We start from the raw sequence: 17,220 nt of genomic DNA on the forward strand, positions 1-17,220 counted from the left end.
ACCCCGGAGGGGTCAGTCCTCGGCGGGGACGTCCCCGACCGCGACGGTCACCGGGAGGTCGTCGTCGGTGGGACGGGCGTGCCCGGTGTAGGTGAACACCTGCTCCTTGCCCTCGCCCTCGGTGCCGATCGAGATGATCTGCCCGGCGCGGAAGTCCCCGAAGAGGATCTTCTCGGACAGGACGTCCTCGATGTCGCGCTGGATGGTGCGCCGCAACGGACGCGCCCCCAGGACCGGGTCGTAGCCCTTCGTCGCCAGCAGGACCTTCGCCGACGGCGTGAGCTCGATGCCCATGTCGCGGTCCTTCAGCCGGGCCTCGACGTTGGCCAGCATGAGGTCGACGATCTGGACGATCTCCTCCTGCGTCAGCTGCGGGAAGACGACGGTGTCGTCGACGCGGTTGAGGAACTCGGGCCGGAAGTGCTGCTTGAGCTCCTCGTTGACCTTCGACTTCATCCGGTCGTAGTTCGTCTGCTTCGTCTGGGAACCGGCCGCGAAGCCGAGACCCGTGGCCTTGGAGATGTCCCGGGTGCCGAGGTTCGTCGTCATGATGATGACGGTGTTCTTGAAGTCGACCATCCGGCCCTGGGAGTCGGTCAGGCGACCGTCCTCCAGGATCTGCAGCAGCGAGTTGAAGATGTCCGGGTGCGCCTTCTCCACCTCGTCGAAGAGGACCACGCTGAACGGCTTGCGGCGGACCTTCTCCGTCAACTGACCGCCCTCCTCGTAGCCCACGTAGCCGGGAGGGGAGCCGAACAGGCGCGAGACGGTGTGCTTCTCGGAGAACTCGCTCATGTCCAGCTGGATGAGGGCGTCCTCCTCACCGAAGAGGAACTCCGCCAGCGCCTTGGCCAGCTCGGTCTTCCCCACCCCGGTGGGGCCGGCGAAGATGAACGACCCACCGGGACGCTTGGGGTCCTTCAACCCCGCGCGGGTGCGGCGGATGGCCTGGGAGAGGGCCTTGATGGCGTCGTTCTGGCCGATGACGCGCTTGTGCAGCTCGGCTTCCATGTTGAGGAGGCGGGTGGACTCCTCCTCAGTCAGCCGGACCACGGGGATGCCGGTGGAGACGGCGAGGACCTCCGCGATCAGCTCCTCGTCCACCTCCGCCACGATGTCGAGACCCCCCGAGCGCCACTCCTTCTCCCGGGTGGCGCGCTGGGCGGTGACGGTCTTCTCCTTGTCGCGCAGGGAGGCGGCCTTCTCGAAGTCCTGCGCGTCGATCGCGGACTCCTTCTCCCGGCGCACGTCGGCGATGCGCTCGTCGAACTCGCGCAGGTCCGGCGGTGCGGTCATGCGGCGGATCCGCAACCGGGCCCCGGCCTCGTCGATCAGGTCGATCGCCTTGTCCGGCAGGTAGCGGTCGTTGATGTAGCGGTCGGCCATGGTCGCGGCGGCGACGAGCGCCCCGTCGGTGATGGTCACCCGGTGGTGGGCCTCGTAGCGGTCCCGCAGGCCCTTGAGGATCTCGATGGCGTGGGGGAGGCTCGGCTCGGGCACCTGGATCGGCTGGAAGCGGCGCTCCAGTGCCGGGTCCTTCTCGATGTACTTCTTGAACTCGTCCAGCGTGGTGGCGCCCACCGTCTGCAGCTCACCACGGGCCAGCATCGGCTTGAGGATGCTGGCCGCGTCGATCGCGCCCTCGGCGGCACCGGCCCCGACGAGGGTGTGGATCTCGTCGATGAACAGGACGATGTCCCCGCGGGTGCGGATCTCCTTCAGGACCTTCTTGAGGCGCTCCTCGAAGTCGCCGCGGTAGCGCGAACCCGCGACCAGGGCCCCGAGGTCCAGGGTGTAGATCTGCTTGTCGCGCAGGGTCTCGGGGACCTGCCCCCGGACGATCTCCTGGGCCAGGCCCTCCACCACGGCCGTCTTCCCGACCCCGGCCTCGCCGATGAGCATCGGGTTGTTCTTGGTGCGCCGCGACAGCACCTGCATGACCCGCTCGATCTGCTGCTCGCGCCCGATGACCGGGTCCAGCTTGCCCTCGCGGGCCGCCTGGGTCAGGTTGCGGCCGAACTGGTCGAGCACGAGGGACCCCGCGGGCGTCCCCTCGCGCTGGGACTCGCCACCCGCCGCGGTGGTCGGTTCCTTCCCCTCGTGACCCGAGAGGAGGGTGATGACCTGCTGGCGGACGCGGTTGAGGTCCGCGCCCAGCTTGACCAGGACCTGCGCGGCGACGCCCTCGCCCTCGCGGATCAGCCCGAGCAGGATGTGCTCGGTGCCGATGTAGTTGTGCCCCAGCTGCAGCGCTTCGCGCAGGGACAGCTCCAGGACCTTCTTGGCCCGGGGGGTGAAGGGGATGTGACCGGACGGGGCCTGCTGGCCCTGCCCGATGATCTCCTGGACCTGCTCGCGGACGGCGTCCAGGGAGATGCCCAGCGACTCGAGGGCCTTGGCGGCGACGCCTTCGCCCTCGTGGATCAGGCCGAGCAGGATGTGCTCGGTCCCGATGTAGTTGTGGTTGAGCATCCGGGCCTCTTCTTGGGCCAGGACGACGACCCGTCGGGCGCGGTCGGTGAACCTCTCGAACATCAACGTCTCCTCGGTTCGGCTCTCAGCGGCCTGTCGACCTGAGGGCGCGTGTCGAGCATGCGTCCGCCCCGGGGCATCGGCAACCCCTCGGGGCCCGAGTTCGCTGTGGGCGTCGTCACCCCGCGTCACCACCCCAGGCCGGCGCGGCCGCCCGGGTGGGCGCACCCCGCCCGCCCCGGCCGCGCGGAGGGGCCGCTCGAGGGCCGCTCACGCCCCTCACGCCCCGGTGACCATCCACGCCCCGCCGCGCTCGCGCCGCACCAGCGTCACCAGCCGGGCCAGGGTGTAGACGCCCGCGAAGGCCACCCACAGCCACACCAGCCCGGCCCGCCCGGGCGGCACCAGCCACAGCACCGCCAGCGCCGCCGGGACGTAGCAGGCGAGGGTGACCACGCCCGCGCGGGCCAGGTAGCGCCCGTCGCCCGCCCCGATGAGCACCCCGTCCAGGACGAACACCCACCCCGCCGCCGGGAGGCAGACCCCCAGCACGACCAGCGCGGCCACGAGGTGGCGGCGGACCTCCGGCTCGGGGGCGAAGAACCCCGCCACGACCGGGCTCGTCACGACCAGCACGACCCCCAGCAGCACGCCCACCCCCACCCCCCACTGCGTCATCCGCCGGATCGTGGACCGGACCCCCGCGACGTCGGCGGCCCCCAGCGCCCGGCCCACCAGCGCCTGGGCCGCGATCGCGAGGGCGTCCAGGGCCAGGGCCGTCGTCGTCCACACCGCGTTCGCCACCTGGTGCGCGGCGATCCCCGCGTCGCCCTGGGCGGCGGCCACGAACGTCGTCAGCAGCGCCGCGGCGCGCAGCGTGACCGTGCGCACGAGCAGCGGGAGCCCGTCCAGGGCGTTGCGCAGGACCCCCAGCGGGTGCGGCCGCACCCGCGCCCCGGTCGCGCGGACGCCGCGGGCCACGACGACGGCCAGGGCGAGGGCCATCAGCACCTGGGTCGTCGCCGTCCCGACCGCCGACCCGGCCACGCCCCACCCCGCCCCGTGGACGAGCAGCAGGTTCAGGACCACGTTGAGGGCCGCGCCCGCACCGGCCACGACCAGCGGGGTCCGGGTGTCCTGCAGCCCGCGCAGGACACCCGTGGCGGCCAGGACGACGAGCATCCCGGGCAGGCCGAGGAGGCTCCAGTGCAGGTAGGCGAGGGCGTGGGGGCGCGCGGCGGCGGAGACCCCCAGGACGTCCACGAGCGGGCCCGACAGCGACCGGGTGAGGACGGCGGTGACGACCCCGAGGCCCAGGGCGAGCCACATCCCGTCCACGCCCCGGCTCAGCGCGCCCCGCACGTCGCCGGCGCCGAGGTGGCGGGCGACGCTCGCGGTGGTGCCGTAGGCGAGGAAGACGAAGACGCTCACCGCGGTGGTCAGCACCGCCCCGGCGATGCCCAGGCCGGCCAGCGGGAGGGTGCCCAGGCGGCCGACGATCGCGGAGTCGGCGAGCAGGAAGAGGGGCTCCGCCACGAGGGCGCCCAGCGCGGGGACGGCCAACCGCAGGATCTCGGCGTCACGAGGCGTCACCTTGAGCCTCCTTGACAGAGCGTTACCGAACTGCAACAAGCCGGACTTCCCCTCACCCGAACGGATGTTTTCGTCTCCACACGCCGTGGACAGCATCGTCGCAGGTCAGAGAGCCGGATCCGACGTTGTCCACTGCTCTGCACCTAGTTGTCCACAACCTTGTCCACCCCCTGTGCACAACCGTCCCCACCTCATCCACAGGCTGTCCACCAGCCTGTGCACAGGGCGGTTTGACCTGCCGCCACGACGTCGGTCAGTGTGCTCGGAGCGTGTCGCAGTTCGTGTCGGAGCCGTGCCGTAGGACTGCGGTCAGCGGTCGTCGGGAGGACGCGCGCGGGGATGGGGGCGACGACGTGGTGGTGGCAGCGCAGTGACGGCGTACGACGAACCCCCCGCTGACTTCGACGCCCCCGACGACGGGCCCTCCCGGGGCCGGCGCGGCGGCCGCAAGGACCGCGGCGCGGACGGCGGCGGTGCCTCCTTCGACCGCATGCCCCCCCAGGACATCGCCGCCGAGCAGGGCGTCCTCGGCGGGATGATGCTGTCCAAGGACGCCATCGCCGACGTCGTCGAGGTCCTCAAGGGCAACGACTTCTACCGCCCCGCCCACGAGCTCGTCTACGAGGCGATCCTCGACCTCTACTCCCGCGGCGAACCCGCCGACCCGGTCACCGTCTCCGCGGAGCTCACCAACAAGGGCGAGCTCACCCGCATCGGCGGCACCCCCTACCTGCACGACCTCATCTCCACCGTCCCCACCGCGGCCAACGCCGCCTTCTACGCCCGCATCGTCCGCGAGCGCGCCGTCCTGCGCCGCCTCGTCGAAGCCGGCACCCGCATCGTGCAGATGGGCTACGGCGCCGACGGCATGGACGTCGACGCCATCGTCAACTCCGCCCAGGCCGAGGTCTACGCCGTCACCGAGACCCGCACCAAGGAGGACTACGCCGTCCTCGGCGACGTCATCGAGGGCACCATCGACGAGATCGAGGCCAGCTCCCACCGCGGGGAGGGCATGGTCGGGGTCCCCACCGGCTTCGCCGACCTCGACAGCCTCACCAACGGCCTGCACCCCGGGCAGATGATCGTCATCGCGGCGAGGCCGGCTGTGGGGAAAAGCACCCTGGGACTAGACATCGCGCGCGCCGCGTCCATCAAGCACGGTCTCGCGTCGGTGATCTTCTCCCTGGAGATGGGGCGCAACGAGATCGCGATGCGCCTGCTCTCCGCCGAAGCGCGCGTGCCCCTGCAGAAGATGCGCAAGGGCAACATGGACGACGCGGACTGGACGCGCTTCGCGCGCACCATGGGCGCCATCAACGAGGCGCCGCTCTACATCGACGACTCCCCGAACATGTCGCTGATGGAGATCCGCTCCAAGTGCCGGCGGCTGAAGCAGCGCGCCGACCTGAAGCTCGTCATCGTCGATTACCTCCAGCTCATGACGTCGGGCAAGCGCGTCGAGAGCCGCCAGCAGGAGGTCTCGGAGTTCTCCCGCGCCCTGAAGCTGCTGGCGAAGGAGATCGAGGTCCCGGTCATCGCGCTCTCGCAGCTGAACCGCGGTCCCGAGCAGCGCACGGACAAGCGGCCCATGGTCAGCGACCTGCGCGAATCGGGCTGCCTCACCGCCGGGACCCGCGTGCTGCGGGCCGACACCGGTGCGGAGACCACGATGGGGGAGCTGTTCGCCCTCCAGGCCCGTGACGTGCCCGTCTGGTCGCTGGACGAGTCGCTGCGCTACGTCCGTCGCCACCTGACCCGCGTGTTCCCGACCGGGGTGAAGCCGGTGTTCCGGCTGCGGACGGCCTCGGGCAAGACGGTCCGGGCGACCGCGAACCACCCCTTCTTGACCTACGACGGGTGGAAGCCGCTGGGCGAGCTCTCCGTGGCCGACCGCCTCGCCGTCCCCCGCCACGTCCCGGCCCCGGAGCGCGTGGCGAGCTGGACCGACGACCAGGTGCTGCTGCTGGGCCACCTCATCGGCGACGGGTCGTTCGTGAAGCGCCAGCCCCTGCGCTACGCCAGCGTGGACGAGGCGAACCTGTCCGCCGTCACCGAGGCCGCCGCCAACGCGTTCTCCATCGTCGCCGTCCGCGACGAGTACGCCGCCGCGCGGTGCACCACCCTGCGCCTGCCCGCGCCCTACCGCCTGACCCACGGGCGCCGGAACCCGCTGGCCGCGTGGCTCGACGAGCTGGGGCTGTTCGGTCTGCGCAGCTACGAGAAGTTCGTGCCCCAGGAGGTCTTCCACCTCCCCAAGCGCCAGATCGCGTTGTTCCTGCGCCACCTGTGGGCGACGGACGGCAGCGTCACCCTGACCCGGCAGAGCCGCGGCGGCCGGATCTACTACGCCTCCACCAGCCTCCAGCTGATCCAGGACGTCTCCCGGTTGCTCCTGCGCTTCGGCATCTCGACCCGGGTCCGCACCACCACTCCGAAGGGCGACCACCGCCCCGGCTACACGCTGGACGTCTCGGGAGTAGACGACCAGCGCCGCTTCCTCCAGGAGATCGGTGTGCACGGCGCCCGCGGGGCCACGGCCGACCGGTTGCTGGAGGTCATCCGCGACGTGTCGGCGAACACCAACGTCGACACCGTGCCGCGCCAGGTGTGGGACGACGTCCGCCGCCTGCTCGTCGAGAAGGAGATGACGCACCGCGAGTTCGCCGCCGCGATGGGCACGTCCTTCGGAGGGAGCTCGCTGTGGAAGCACGCGCCGTCGCGGGAACGGCTGGGGCGCGTGGCCCAGGTCCTCGACAGCGCCGAGCTGGACGTGCTGGCGGTGAACGACGTCCTGTGGGACGAGGTCGTCGCCATCGAGCCCGACGGCGAGGAGCAGGTCTACGACGCGACCGTGCTCGGCGGCCACAACTTCGTCGCCGACGGCATCGCCGTCCACAACTCCATCGAACAGGACGCCGACATGGTGATCCTGCTCCACCGCGAGGACATGTACGAGAAGGAGTCCCCGCGGGCGGGGGAGGCGGACTTCATCGTCGCGAAGCACCGCAACGGCCCCACGGACACCATCACCGTCGCGTTCCAGGGGCACTACTCGCGCTTCGTCGACATGGCGACCTGACGGCGGGTCAGGGACGGGCCAGCACGAGCACGTGCCCCGTCTCGGCGTCCCAGTCGTCGGGGTCGCCGTCGGTCCTGGTCTCCACCCGCGCGTCCAGCCCGCAGCGGGCGGCGACGTCGGCGGCGGGCCCGGTCTGGTCCTCGTCGAGCTCGACGAACACCCGCCCGCGCGCGGACAACCAGTCGCCGGCCCCGCCGAGGACCCGGCGCAGGACGTCGAGGCCGTCGCCGCCGCCGTCGAGGGTGCGCCGGTCCTCGTGCTCGCGCATCTCCGCCGGCAGGTGCGCGATCTGCGCGGTCGGCACGTAGGGGACGTTCGCGATCACCACATCGAGGCGGCCGCGCAGCGTCGGCGGGAGCGCGGCGAACAGGTCGCCCTCGTGGACGGCGGCGCCCGGCAGGTTGCGGCGGGCGCAGGCGACGGCGGCGGGATCGACGTCGGCGGCGTGCACGACCAGCCCCGGTACCCGCTCGCGCACCGCGCCGACGAGGGCGCCGGTGCCGCAGCCCAGGTCCAGCACGACGTCGCCGGCCCGGGCGCGCGCCGCGACGAGGTCGACGAGGAACGCGCTGCGGTGGCGGGGGACGAAGACGCCGGGGGCGACGGCGTAGCGGCGGCCGGCGAACTCCGCCCAGCCGAGGACGTCCTCGAGGCGCTCGCCGGCGACCCGGCGGGCGAGGAGGTCGGCGAGGTCGCCGGGAGCGGCCAGCAGCAGCTCGGCCTCCCGCTCCGCGAAGACGCACCCCGCCGCCCGCAGGCGGGTGGCGACCACCCCGGCGGTCGTCGCGGCGTCCCCGCCGGTGTCCTCCCCGGTGCCCGCGCCCACCGCGCCAGTCTGGCAGCGCCGGGGCCCCGACCACCCCGCAGCGCGCCCGGGCGGTCCGGGCGGGGGCGCCCTCAAGGTCCGGGGCGCCCCTGCCGATCTCGCCGCAGTGACACCCCCGCCGCCCTCGATCCACTGCCCGGAGCGGAACGGGAACCCGGCCGAGGTCCAGCGGCTCACGGCGCTGCGCGAGTACGACGTGCTCGGCGCCCCCGCGGACGCCGAGCTGGACGACGTCGTGCGCGCCGCGGCGATGGTCGCCGGGGTGCCCCACGCGACGCTGAACCTCATCGACGAGCACCGCCAGTGCCAGCTCGCGACCGTCGGTTTCGAGGGCACCGACTCCGCGCGCGAGGACTCGATGTGCGCGCTGCACTTCACCGACGGCGAGGTCGTGCACCTCCCCGACGCCAGCGTCGACCCGCGCTACCGCACCAACCCGTGGGTGGACGGCCGGCTGGGTCGGGTGCGGCTGTACGCCTCCGCGCCCCTGATCACCCCGCGCGGGCACGCCGTGGGCAGCCTGTGCGTGTTCGACACCGTGCCCGGGGAGCTCTCCGCGGCCCAGCTGGACGCGCTGGCGGGGCTGGCCCGGGTCGTGGTGGCCCTCTTCGAGCGCCGCCGCAAGGCCCTGCTCGCCGAGCGCTACGCCGCGGAGGCGCACCAGCACGCCCTCCAGGCTCAGCGCCTCAGCGCGAGCGACGCCGAGCTGCGGCTGGTGCTGGCCGCGACCAGCGACGCCTTCCTGGCCGTCGACGAGAACCAGCGCATCACCTCCTGGAACGCCGCCGCCGAGGCGATGTTCGGCTGGTCGCAGGCCGAGGCCCTCGGCCGCGGCCTGGTCGAGACGATCGTGCCGCCGGCGATGGCCGCGGCCCACACGGGCGGCTTCGAGCGGTTCCTGCGCACCGGCGCCCGCGAGCTCAGCAGCACCGTGGAGGTCCCCGCCCGGCGTCGCGACGGGACCGAGCTGGTCGTGGAGCTGAGCATCACCCCCGTCGAGGCCGGCGGGCAGCGCAAGGTCTACGCCGCGATCCGCGACGTCACCGACCGGCGGCGGCTGGAGCAGCAGGCCCGGTCGCTGGCCGGGATCGTCGCCGGCGCCCGCGACGCGATCGTCTCCGTGGACACCGCCGGGCGCATCACGTCGTGGAACGCGGCCGCGGAGCAGCTGTACGGCTACGACGCCGCCCAGGTCACCGGCGCGGGGCTGGACCTCATCGCCGCGAGCGGCGAGGTGCAGCAGCTGGGCGCCTGGCTGGCCCGCGCCGCCGCCGGCGAGGCCGTCGACGGGGTCGCGGCCCGCGACGTCGTCGGGCGCCACCGCGACGGCAGCGCCGTCGAGGTCTCGATCACCGTCTCGCCCGTGCTCGACGCCGCCGGCGCCGTCGTCGGCGCCTCCATCGCCGCCCGCGACATCTCCGAGCGCCTGCGCGCGGAGGCGGCGCTGCGCGAGGCCGAGCAGCGCTTCGGCCTCGCCTTCACCCACGCCCCCACCGGGGTGCTGCTCACCGCCCTGAGCGGGGAGCACGCGGGCCGGTTCCTCAGCGCCAACCCCGCCGCCTGCGCGATGCTCGGCCACTCCGCCGAGGCGCTGCAGCACCTGACCTCCGCCGACGTCACCCACCCCGAGGACCTGCCCACCTCCCAGCGGCGGGTGCGGGAGGTCGTGGAGGGCCGCACGCCCAGCGCGCACTTCGAGGAGCGCTACGTGCGCGCCGACGGCCGCACCGTCTGGGGCGAGGTGGACATCTCTCTCGTCCACGACGCCGGCGGGCGGCCGCTGTACACGGTCACCCACGTGCAGGACGTCACCGCCAAGCGCGCGGACCGGCAGCGCCTGGCCGAGTCCGAGCAGCGCTTCCGCCTCGCCTTCGACACCGCCCCGGTCGGGATGGTCATCGTGGGGCTTGGGGAGGAGGACGCCGCGCGGATCCTGCAGGTCAACACCACGTTGTGCGAGTTCACCGGCCTGAGCGTCCCCGAGCTGCTGGGCCGCGACGTGCACGACCTCGTCGACCCCGAGGAGCGCGTCGACAGCCTCCTGGGCTTCGCCCCCTTCCTGCTGGGCGAGCTCACCCACGGGCAGGTGGAGCAGCGCTACCGGCACGCCGACGGCACCGTCCGGTGGGGTCTGATGACGGTCACCGCGATGACGGCCGCGACCGCGCCGCTGGCGGGGGTGCCCGGCGCCGACGACGCCGGGCCGCAGCTGCTGTGCCTCATCGAGGACGTCACCGCCCGCAAGGCCGCCGAGCTGGCGCTGCGTCACCAGGCGTTGCACGACGGGCTGACGGGGTTGCCCAACCGCACCCTGCTGCACGACCGCCTCGAGCACGCCCTGGCCGCGGCCGGGCGCAGCGGGGCGGGGGTGGGGGTGCTGTTCTGCGACCTGGACGGGTTCAAGGCGGTCAACGACTCCGCCGGGCACGCCGCCGGCGACGAGCTGCTGCGCGAGGTCGCGGCCCGCTTCGGCGGATGCCTGCGCCCGGGGGACACCCTGGCGCGCCTGGGCGGGGACGAGTTCGCCGTCGTCTGCCCCGACCTCGCCGGGCCCGCGGACCTGCGGGCCATCGCCGAACGGCTGCTGGGTTCCCTGCGCGAGCCGGTGGTCCTCGCCGCCGGCGCCTTCGGCGTCGGCGTCAGCGTCGGGGCCCACCTGGCCGGCGGGTGCGCGGCCGGGGACGGGGCGGGGGCCGCGGTGGACCAGGCGCTGGCCCACGCCGACACCGCCATGTACGAGGCCAAGCGCGCCGGGAAGAACCGCGTCCGCACCCACGACGACGGTGCCGGGGACCGCTGCGGGCGGGGCTGGCCGGCGCTCGCGCTGGCCGCCGGGGACCCGGTCGCGGCGGGGGTCCTCGCCTCCCGGTAGCGCCCGGCGGGGACGGGTCCCGCGGCCCGCCGCGGGGGTGGCCGGGAATCCGGGGGCCGCGGGCCGGGTTGTCCAGGACGGTCACACCCCCGCCGGAAAGGTCGCTCCATGTCGCTCGCCCTCTCGATCCTGGACCTCGCCCCCATCGCCCCGGGGGAGTCCGCGGGCGACAGCATCGCCGCCAGCGTCGCGCTCGCGCGGACCGCGGAGGAGCACGGCTACCGGCGGGTCTGGTACGCCGAGCACCACAACATGGCGACGATCGCGTCCTCGGCGCCGGCGGTGCTCATCGCCCACGTGGGGGCGAAGACGAGCACCATCCGGCTCGGGGCGGGCGGGGTCATGCTGCCCAACCACTCCCCGCTGTCCATCGCCGAGCAGTTCGGCACTTTGGAGGCGATGTACCCCGGGCGCATCGACCTCGGCCTGGGCCGCGCGCCGGGTTCGGACGAGGCCACGACGTACGCGCTGCGGCGCGACCCGGCCGCCTCGGCGCAGTTCCCCGAGGACGTCGCGGAGCTGCGCGCCTACTTCGCCGGGCGGTCCCGCGTGCCCGGCGTCGACGCCGTGCCCGGTTCCGGGTCGAAGGTCCCGCTGTACGTGCTGGGTTCCTCGACGTTCGGCGCGCACCTGGCCGCCGCCCTCGGCCTGCCCTACGCCTTCGCCTCGCACTTCGCCCCGCAGCAGCTCGGGGCGGCCGTCGCCGCGTACCGCGCGGAGTTCCGCCCCTCCGAGCAGCTCGCCGAACCCCACGTCATCGTGGGGGTGAACGTCGTCGCCGCCGACACGACCGACACGGCCCGTGAGGCGTTCGGGCAGGTGCAGCGCCGGTTCGCGACGTCGCTGTTCGGGCGCGGGCGCACGTTCACCGAGGCCGAGGTCGACATCCTCATGGAGACCGCCGCGGGGCAGCACGTGCGGCAGATGCAGGCGTACTCCGCCGTCGGCACCCCGCGCGAGGTCCGCACCTACCTCGACGAGTTCGCCGCCTCCACCGGCGCCGACGAGCTCATCGTGGCCCACCAGGCCCTCAGCACCCCCGCGCGGTTGCGGTCGGTGACCCTGCTGGCCGAGGCGATGGAGACCGTCGCCGCCTGACCCCGACCGCGGTCCCCGCCCCGAGTAGCGGAGATCGTGATCGGTGCCACCATCGACGGTGAGGCGGCTGCACCGCCTCGCACGCCGCAAGACGGTGCAGCCCAGCGCCCCGGACGACGCGCGTCGTCCGGGGCGCTGCGCGTGCCGCCACTCCCCGTCGAACCCAGGAGACCCCCACGATGAGCGCACCCACCGGAGTCGGTTCCCACGCCACCGGGTTGTACGGCAGCCGGGCGGGGGAGAACCTCCTCCGGTCGGGGGCGGCGGAACTGCTCGGGACGTTCGTCCTCGTCCTCGCCGGGGGCGCGGTCGCGGTGGGTGCGGGGACGACCGACCCGCCGGTGTACGACCTGCTGGCCATCGTCCTCGCGTTCGGCCTCGCGCTGACCGCGCTCGTCGCGGCCCTCGGGCACGTGTCGGGCTGCCACCTCAACCCCGCCGTCACCCTCGGCCTGGCGGTCACCCGGAAGTTCCCGTGGCGCGCGGTGCCGGTGTACGTGGTGGCGCAGCTGGTAGGGGCGGTCCTGGCCTCGCTGGCGACGTGGGCCGTGCACACCGGGCGCGGGCGCGAGGTCGCGAACCTCTCGACCACCCTGCCCGCCCCCGGCGTCTCGGACGGGCGCGCGTTCTTCGTCGAGGCCCTCATCACCTTCGTGCTGGTCCTGGTCGTCATCTCCGTGGCCACCGACGACCGCGTCCCCGCCGCGGCGGCCCCCCTGGCGGTGGGCGCCGCGCTGGCGGTGTGCATCTTCATCGCCGCCCCCGTCACCGGCGGTGCGGTCAACCCGGCCCGCGCGTTCGGCCCGGCGGTGGTGTCGGGGAACCTGGACGCGCTGTGGCTGTACCTGCTGGCCCCCGTCGTGGGCGGGGTCCTCGCGGCCGTCGTCTACGACCGGCTCCTGGCCCCCGCGCAGGCCCCGACCCCCGAGGACGACTGAACCCCGCGCCCGGGGTCACTCCCACCGTCCCGACGGCAACGACCCCGCGCGCGCGGCCAGCGCCGTCGCCTGTCGCGGCGAGAACGTCGTGAACGCCTCCGGGACGACCTCCTCGCCGGCCCGTGTCCACGTGCCCACGACGGTGCCCGCGTCGACGACGGTGCCGCGGAAGACGCCGTTGCCGCCGGGCACGACGCGTCCGGCGTGCTCGGGGGGCAGCACGGCGGAACGGTCGCCGTAGCCGAGCAGGAACTCGTCGAAACCCGGCAGCAGGTGCGGGCCGCGGACCGCGGCGCGGTGGGCGGCGAGGAGGTCGGGGACCTCGGGGTGGACGAGGTGCTCCACGCCCTCCACCCCGACCGCCGCGAACTCCCCGCGGACGGCGGCGAACCCGCGCCGGGCCGTCCCCAGCGGCAGCTTCGTCCAGGTCGCGAAGTCCGCGGGCGTGGCCGGCCCGTGCCCGCGCAGGTAGCGGCGGGTCCACTCCGCCAGCGGGTCCTCCGGTGCCCGCCGCGGCCCGATCCAGTCCCCGGTGAGCACGAAGGCCTGCTCCCGCCCGGCCGGCGGGCCCTGGCAGAGCGTCCCGGTCAGGCACAGGTGCACGAGCAGGTGGTAGCCGCGGCCGGCGGCGGTGCGCTGGCCGGTGCGCTCGAGCTCCGCGAGCAGTTCCGCCCGCGTCGCCCGCCCGCGGGTGCTGAGGAACTCCCGGGCGGTGGTGTCGACGGCGTCGAGGTCGGCGTCGGAGATCCCCAGCTCGGCGCGCCGGCGCCGCGCCGCGGTCACCGTCCGGCCCGCGCAGAGGTCGAGGACCCAGGCCAGGTCGGCCGCGGCGATCAGGTGCAGCGTCCCGCGCATCGGCCAGGACCGGACGACCTCGCCGGCCTCCAGCGCGGCGACGAGGCCCGCCGTCGTGGCGTCGGCGGTGCGGAGCGCGACGGCCGTCGCCGCCGCGCGCAGGTCCTGGGCCTGGACCGCGGCGAGGTGGTGGACGACCGCGAGCGCGGACCCGAGCGGGGGCACGACCCGCTGGGCGACGAGCCGCCACGACCCCACGTCGCGGGCGGGGACCTCGATCACCCGCTCACGCTGGCAGCGGCGCGCCCCTCAGCGCAACAGGTTCAGCCCGGAGACGACGGTGAGGCCGAGGACCCAGCTCTCGAACTTCGCCTTGTCGATCCGCTTCGCCACCCACAGGCCGATGAGCGCGCCCACGACGACGCCGGGGACGAGCTTGAGGTCGAGCAGCAGGGAGTCCGCGCTGAGCAGCCCGAGGCCGACGCTGAAGGGGATCTTGAAGCAGTTCACGATGAAGAAGAACCAGGCGCCGGTGCCGAGGAAGGACATCACGCCCAGGCCCATGGTGAACAGGTAGATCGACATCGGGGCGCCGCCGGCGTTGGCGACCATGGTGGCGAACCCGGCGAGGAACCCGAAGCCGATGGCGGTGAGGTGGCGCTTGCGCGGGGACATGGGGGCGGGGGCGGTCCCGCGCCGGCGCAGCTGCCGCTGGCGCGCCAGGTGGATGACGACGAGCAGGACGAGCAGGACCCCGATGGAGCGGCGCATGACGGTGTCGTCGACGACGTGGACGAACCCGGCCCCGGCGACGACGCCCACGGCGACGTGGGGGAACAACCGCAGCAGCAGGCCCCAGTCGGCGTGGCGGCGGTAGAAGGAGATGGCGAACACGTCGCCGAGGATCAACAGCGGCAGGATGATGCCCGTCGACTCCTTGGCGGGCAGGACCGCGGCGAAGACCGCGACCGCGATGGTCCCGGCGCCCCCGATCGAGGTCTTGGCGAACCCGATGACCAGGGCCGCGAGGTAGAGGGGGATCAACTGCGTCGTCGACAGGTCCAGCACCGTCGGAGCTTACTGAGCCGAGGCCACCAACTCGCCCACCAACCCGCCCACCGACCCGCCCACCGACCCGCCCACCGACCCGCCCGGGCGGCGGTGTCGGAGCCGCGGGGCAGACTCGGGGGGTGAGCGGGCAGGTGGGGGCGGAGGTCCCCCGGGTGCGGGCGGGCCGCCCCGACCCGACCCGCCCGAGCGTCCTGCACCTCGACCTCGACGCCTTCTTCGCCGCCGTCGAGCAGCGGGACAAGCCCTCCCTGCGCGGCAAGCCCGTCGTGGTCGGCGGCCCGGGCGGGCGCGGGGTCGTCGCCACCGCGAGCTACGAGGCGCGGGTGTTCGGGGTCGGGTCGGCGATGCCGACGGCCCGCGCGCGCCGGCTCTGCCCGAACGCGGCGTACCTGGCGGGGCGGTTCGAGGCGTACCGGGCGGTGTCGGAGCAGGTGATGGGCCTGGCGCACACCCTGTCCCCGCTCGTGGAGCCGCTGTCGCTGGACGAGGCCTTCGTCGACCTGTCCGCGGTCCACGACGACCTCGACGTCGAGCGCGTCACCGGCATCGCGGAGGGTTTCCGCGCCGAGGTCCGGGCCCGGACGGGCCTGACGGTCTCCGTCGGGGTCGGGGCCAGCAAGCTCGTCGCCAAGATCGCCTCCGACCTGCGCAAGCCCGACGCCCTGGTCGTCGTGCCGCCGCAGGAGCAGGAGGCGCTGCTGGCGCCGATGAGCGTGCGCCGGATCCCCGGGGTCGGGGCGGTGACCGGGGACCGGCTGGTGCGGTCGGGGCTGCGGACGATCGGCGACCTCGCCGCGGCCGACGAGGGGGAGCTGGTGCGGATGCTGGGCAAGGCCCACGGCAGCGGGCTGCTGGCCTTCGCCCGCGGGATCGACCCGCGCCCGGTGGTCCCCGAGCGGGAGGCGAAGTCGGTCTCGGCGGAGGAGACGTTCTCCACCGACCTCACCGACCGCGCCGACCTCACCGAGCGGATCCGCCGGATGGCCGACCGGGTCGCGGTGCGGCTGGGGAAGGCGGGGCTGTCCGGGCGCACCATCACCATCAAGGTCCGCCGCTACGACTTCAGCACCCTCAACCGCTCGCGGACGCTGCCGCACGCGACGAGCTCGGCCAAGGAGGTCGCCCTGCACGCCGGGGAGCTGCTCGACGGCGTCGACGTCGCCGACGGCGTCCGGCTGCTGGGGGTGGGGGTGTCGGGGCTGTCGGAGTACAGCCAGATCGACCTGCTGGCCGAGATCGAGGACCCGCTCCCGCCGGTGGAGGACGTCGAGGAGCCGGCGGGGCTGGTGGAGGGTGGTTCGCCGCACCCCTACGGGCCGCCGGCGTCCCCGGGGTGGCGGCCGGGGCAGGACGTCGTGCACGCGGGGTTCGGGCCGGGGTGGGTGCAGGGTTCCGGCGTCGGGCGCGTCACCGTCCGGTTCGAGGGGCCGCACACCCCGCCCGGGCGGGTCCGCACGTTCCGCGACGACGACCCCGACCTCACGGCGTGCGGGCCGCCGGCCTACCTGCCGGGGGACGCGTGAGGCCCCCCGCGGGGCGCCGCGTCCTCGCCGTCCGGGGGGAGCTGGCGGCGGACCCGCTGCGCCGGTGGCTGCGGGCCCACGCCCTGCCCGGCGCCGAGCGCCACCTCGACGGCGTCCACGAGCGGGTCGTGCCGACCGGGGCCGGGCCGGTGGAGGTGAGCGTCGACCTCGGCACCTCCCCGGGCTGCGAGCAGGTGGTCCTGCACGCCCCGGCCGCCGCGCTGGACGAGGTGGAGGGGACCGTGCGGCGCTGGCTGGGCCTGGACGCCGACCCCGCGGAGGCGGAGGCGTGGCTGGCGCGCGACCCGCTGCTGGCGCCGCTGGTCGCGGCCCGCCCGGGGCTGCGGGTGCCGCGGGCGGTGGCGGGGGTGGAGACGGCGGTCCTGACCGTCCTGGGCCAGCAGGTCTCCCTCGCCGCGGCCCGCACCTTCGGCGGGCGCCTCGTCGCGGCCTTCGGGACGCCCGTGTCCTCCGCGCCGTCGTCGCTGACCGCCTTCCCGGCCGCGGCGGTCCTGGCCGACGCCGGCGCCGAGGCGATCCGCGCCGCCACCGGCGTCACCGGTGCCCGGGCCCGCACCGTGCACGCCCTCGCCGCGGCCCTCGCCGGCGGGCTGGACCTGGACGCCGCGGCGGGGGACCCGGAGCGGGCGGGCGCCGCGCGCGCCCGGCTCCTCGCGCTGCCGGGCATCGGCCCCTGGACGGCGGACTACGTGGCGCTGCGGGTGCTGGGGGACCGCGACGCGTTCCTGCCCGGCGACCTCGTGCTGCGCCGGGCGCTGGGGGGCCTGAGCCCGAAGGAGGCCGCGGCCCGCGCCGAGCCGTGGCGGCCCTGGCGCGGCCACGCGCTGCTGCACCTGTGGACCGCGGCGGTCTTCGTCCCCTGACCCCCGGGGGCGCGGACCGGGGAACGCGCGCGGGCCGCGCGGCCGGTGGGGACCGGCCCGGGCGCT

11 protein-coding genes are annotated in these 17,220 nt (G+C 74.6%); 6 read left to right on the forward strand and 5 right to left on the reverse strand.

From position 1 onward, the window contains the following. Positions 1-12: 12 nt before the first annotated feature. Both KRAD_RS12145 and KRAD_RS12150 read right to left on the reverse strand, forming a co-directional pair. Complete coding sequence (locus KRAD_RS12145; RefSeq protein WP_012085902.1) at positions 13-2,535, reverse strand: ATP-dependent Clp protease ATP-binding subunit; 2,523 nt, start codon at positions 2,533-2,535, stop codon at positions 13-15. 216 nt (positions 2,536-2,751) lie between these two features. Continuing rightward, positions 2,752-4,065, reverse strand: coding sequence for an MATE family efflux transporter (locus tag KRAD_RS12150; RefSeq protein ID WP_012085903.1), 1,314 nt, complete (start codon positions 4,063-4,065; stop codon positions 2,752-2,754). A gap of 370 nt (positions 4,066-4,435) precedes the next feature. Here KRAD_RS12150 and KRAD_RS12155 point away from each other — a divergent pair, with 370 nt between their 5' ends. Next, positions 4,436-7,147 carry a replicative DNA helicase gene (locus tag KRAD_RS12155; protein ID WP_012085904.1) on the forward strand — a complete coding sequence of 904 codons (2,712 nt, stop codon included), beginning with the start codon at positions 4,436-4,438 and terminating at the stop codon, positions 7,145-7,147. Between the two features lie 7 nt (positions 7,148-7,154). Here the strand turns inward: KRAD_RS12155 and KRAD_RS12160 are convergent, their stop codons facing one another. Further along, positions 7,155-7,973 carry a putative protein N(5)-glutamine methyltransferase gene (locus tag KRAD_RS12160; RefSeq protein WP_012085905.1) on the reverse strand — a complete coding sequence of 273 codons (819 nt, stop codon included), beginning with the start codon at positions 7,971-7,973 and terminating at the stop codon, positions 7,155-7,157. Between the two features lie 106 nt (positions 7,974-8,079). Here KRAD_RS12160 and KRAD_RS12165 point away from each other — a divergent pair, with 106 nt between their 5' ends. The 3 genes from KRAD_RS12165 to KRAD_RS12175 all read left to right on the forward strand — a co-directional run bounded on the left by KRAD_RS12165 (position 8,080) and on the right by KRAD_RS12175 (position 12,881). Beyond that, positions 8,080-10,845 (forward strand): sensor domain-containing diguanylate cyclase, encoded by a 2,766-nt coding sequence (locus tag KRAD_RS12165; protein WP_012085906.1) that lies wholly within the window; start codon positions 8,080-8,082, stop codon positions 10,843-10,845. A gap of 108 nt (positions 10,846-10,953) precedes the next feature. Continuing rightward, positions 10,954-11,943, forward strand: a complete 990-nt coding sequence (locus KRAD_RS12170; protein ID WP_012085907.1) for an LLM class flavin-dependent oxidoreductase — start codon at positions 10,954-10,956, stop codon at positions 11,941-11,943. A 179-nt stretch (positions 11,944-12,122) separates the two neighbouring features. Next, complete coding sequence (locus tag KRAD_RS12175; RefSeq protein WP_012085908.1) at positions 12,123-12,881, forward strand: MIP/aquaporin family protein; 759 nt, start codon at positions 12,123-12,125, stop codon at positions 12,879-12,881. A gap of 15 nt (positions 12,882-12,896) precedes the next feature. Here the strand turns inward: KRAD_RS12175 and KRAD_RS12180 are convergent, their stop codons facing one another. Together KRAD_RS12180 and KRAD_RS12185 are read right to left on the reverse strand one after the other, a co-directional pair. Beyond that, on the reverse strand, positions 12,897-13,958 hold the full coding sequence (locus KRAD_RS12180; protein WP_012085909.1) for a winged helix DNA-binding domain-containing protein: 1,062 nt from the start codon (positions 13,956-13,958) through the stop codon (positions 12,897-12,899). Positions 13,959-13,985: 27 nt separating this feature from the next. Continuing rightward, a complete protein-coding gene (locus tag KRAD_RS12185) occupies positions 13,986-14,744 on the reverse strand; it encodes a sulfite exporter TauE/SafE family protein (protein ID WP_012085910.1) in 759 nt (252 codons plus the stop codon). Between the two features lie 122 nt (positions 14,745-14,866). Here KRAD_RS12185 and KRAD_RS12190 point away from each other — a divergent pair, with 122 nt between their 5' ends. Continuing rightward, the gene (locus tag KRAD_RS12190; protein ID WP_203417560.1) at positions 14,867-16,270 is read left to right on the forward strand and encodes a DNA polymerase IV; all 1,404 of its coding nucleotides are present in this window, start codon (positions 14,867-14,869) and stop codon (positions 16,268-16,270) included. Beyond that, positions 16,267-17,154 carry an AlkA N-terminal domain-containing protein gene (locus KRAD_RS12195; RefSeq protein ID WP_012085912.1) on the forward strand — a complete coding sequence of 296 codons (888 nt, stop codon included), beginning with the start codon at positions 16,267-16,269 and terminating at the stop codon, positions 17,152-17,154. The genes KRAD_RS12190 and KRAD_RS12195 overlap by 4 nt, the downstream gene beginning before the upstream one ends. Positions 17,155-17,220: the final 66 nt, after the last annotated feature.

It is taken from the genome of Kineococcus radiotolerans SRS30216 = ATCC BAA-149, from assembly GCF_000017305.1.
In the GTDB taxonomy this organism is placed as follows: Bacteria; Actinomycetota; Actinomycetes; order Actinomycetales; family Kineococcaceae; genus Kineococcus; species Kineococcus radiotolerans.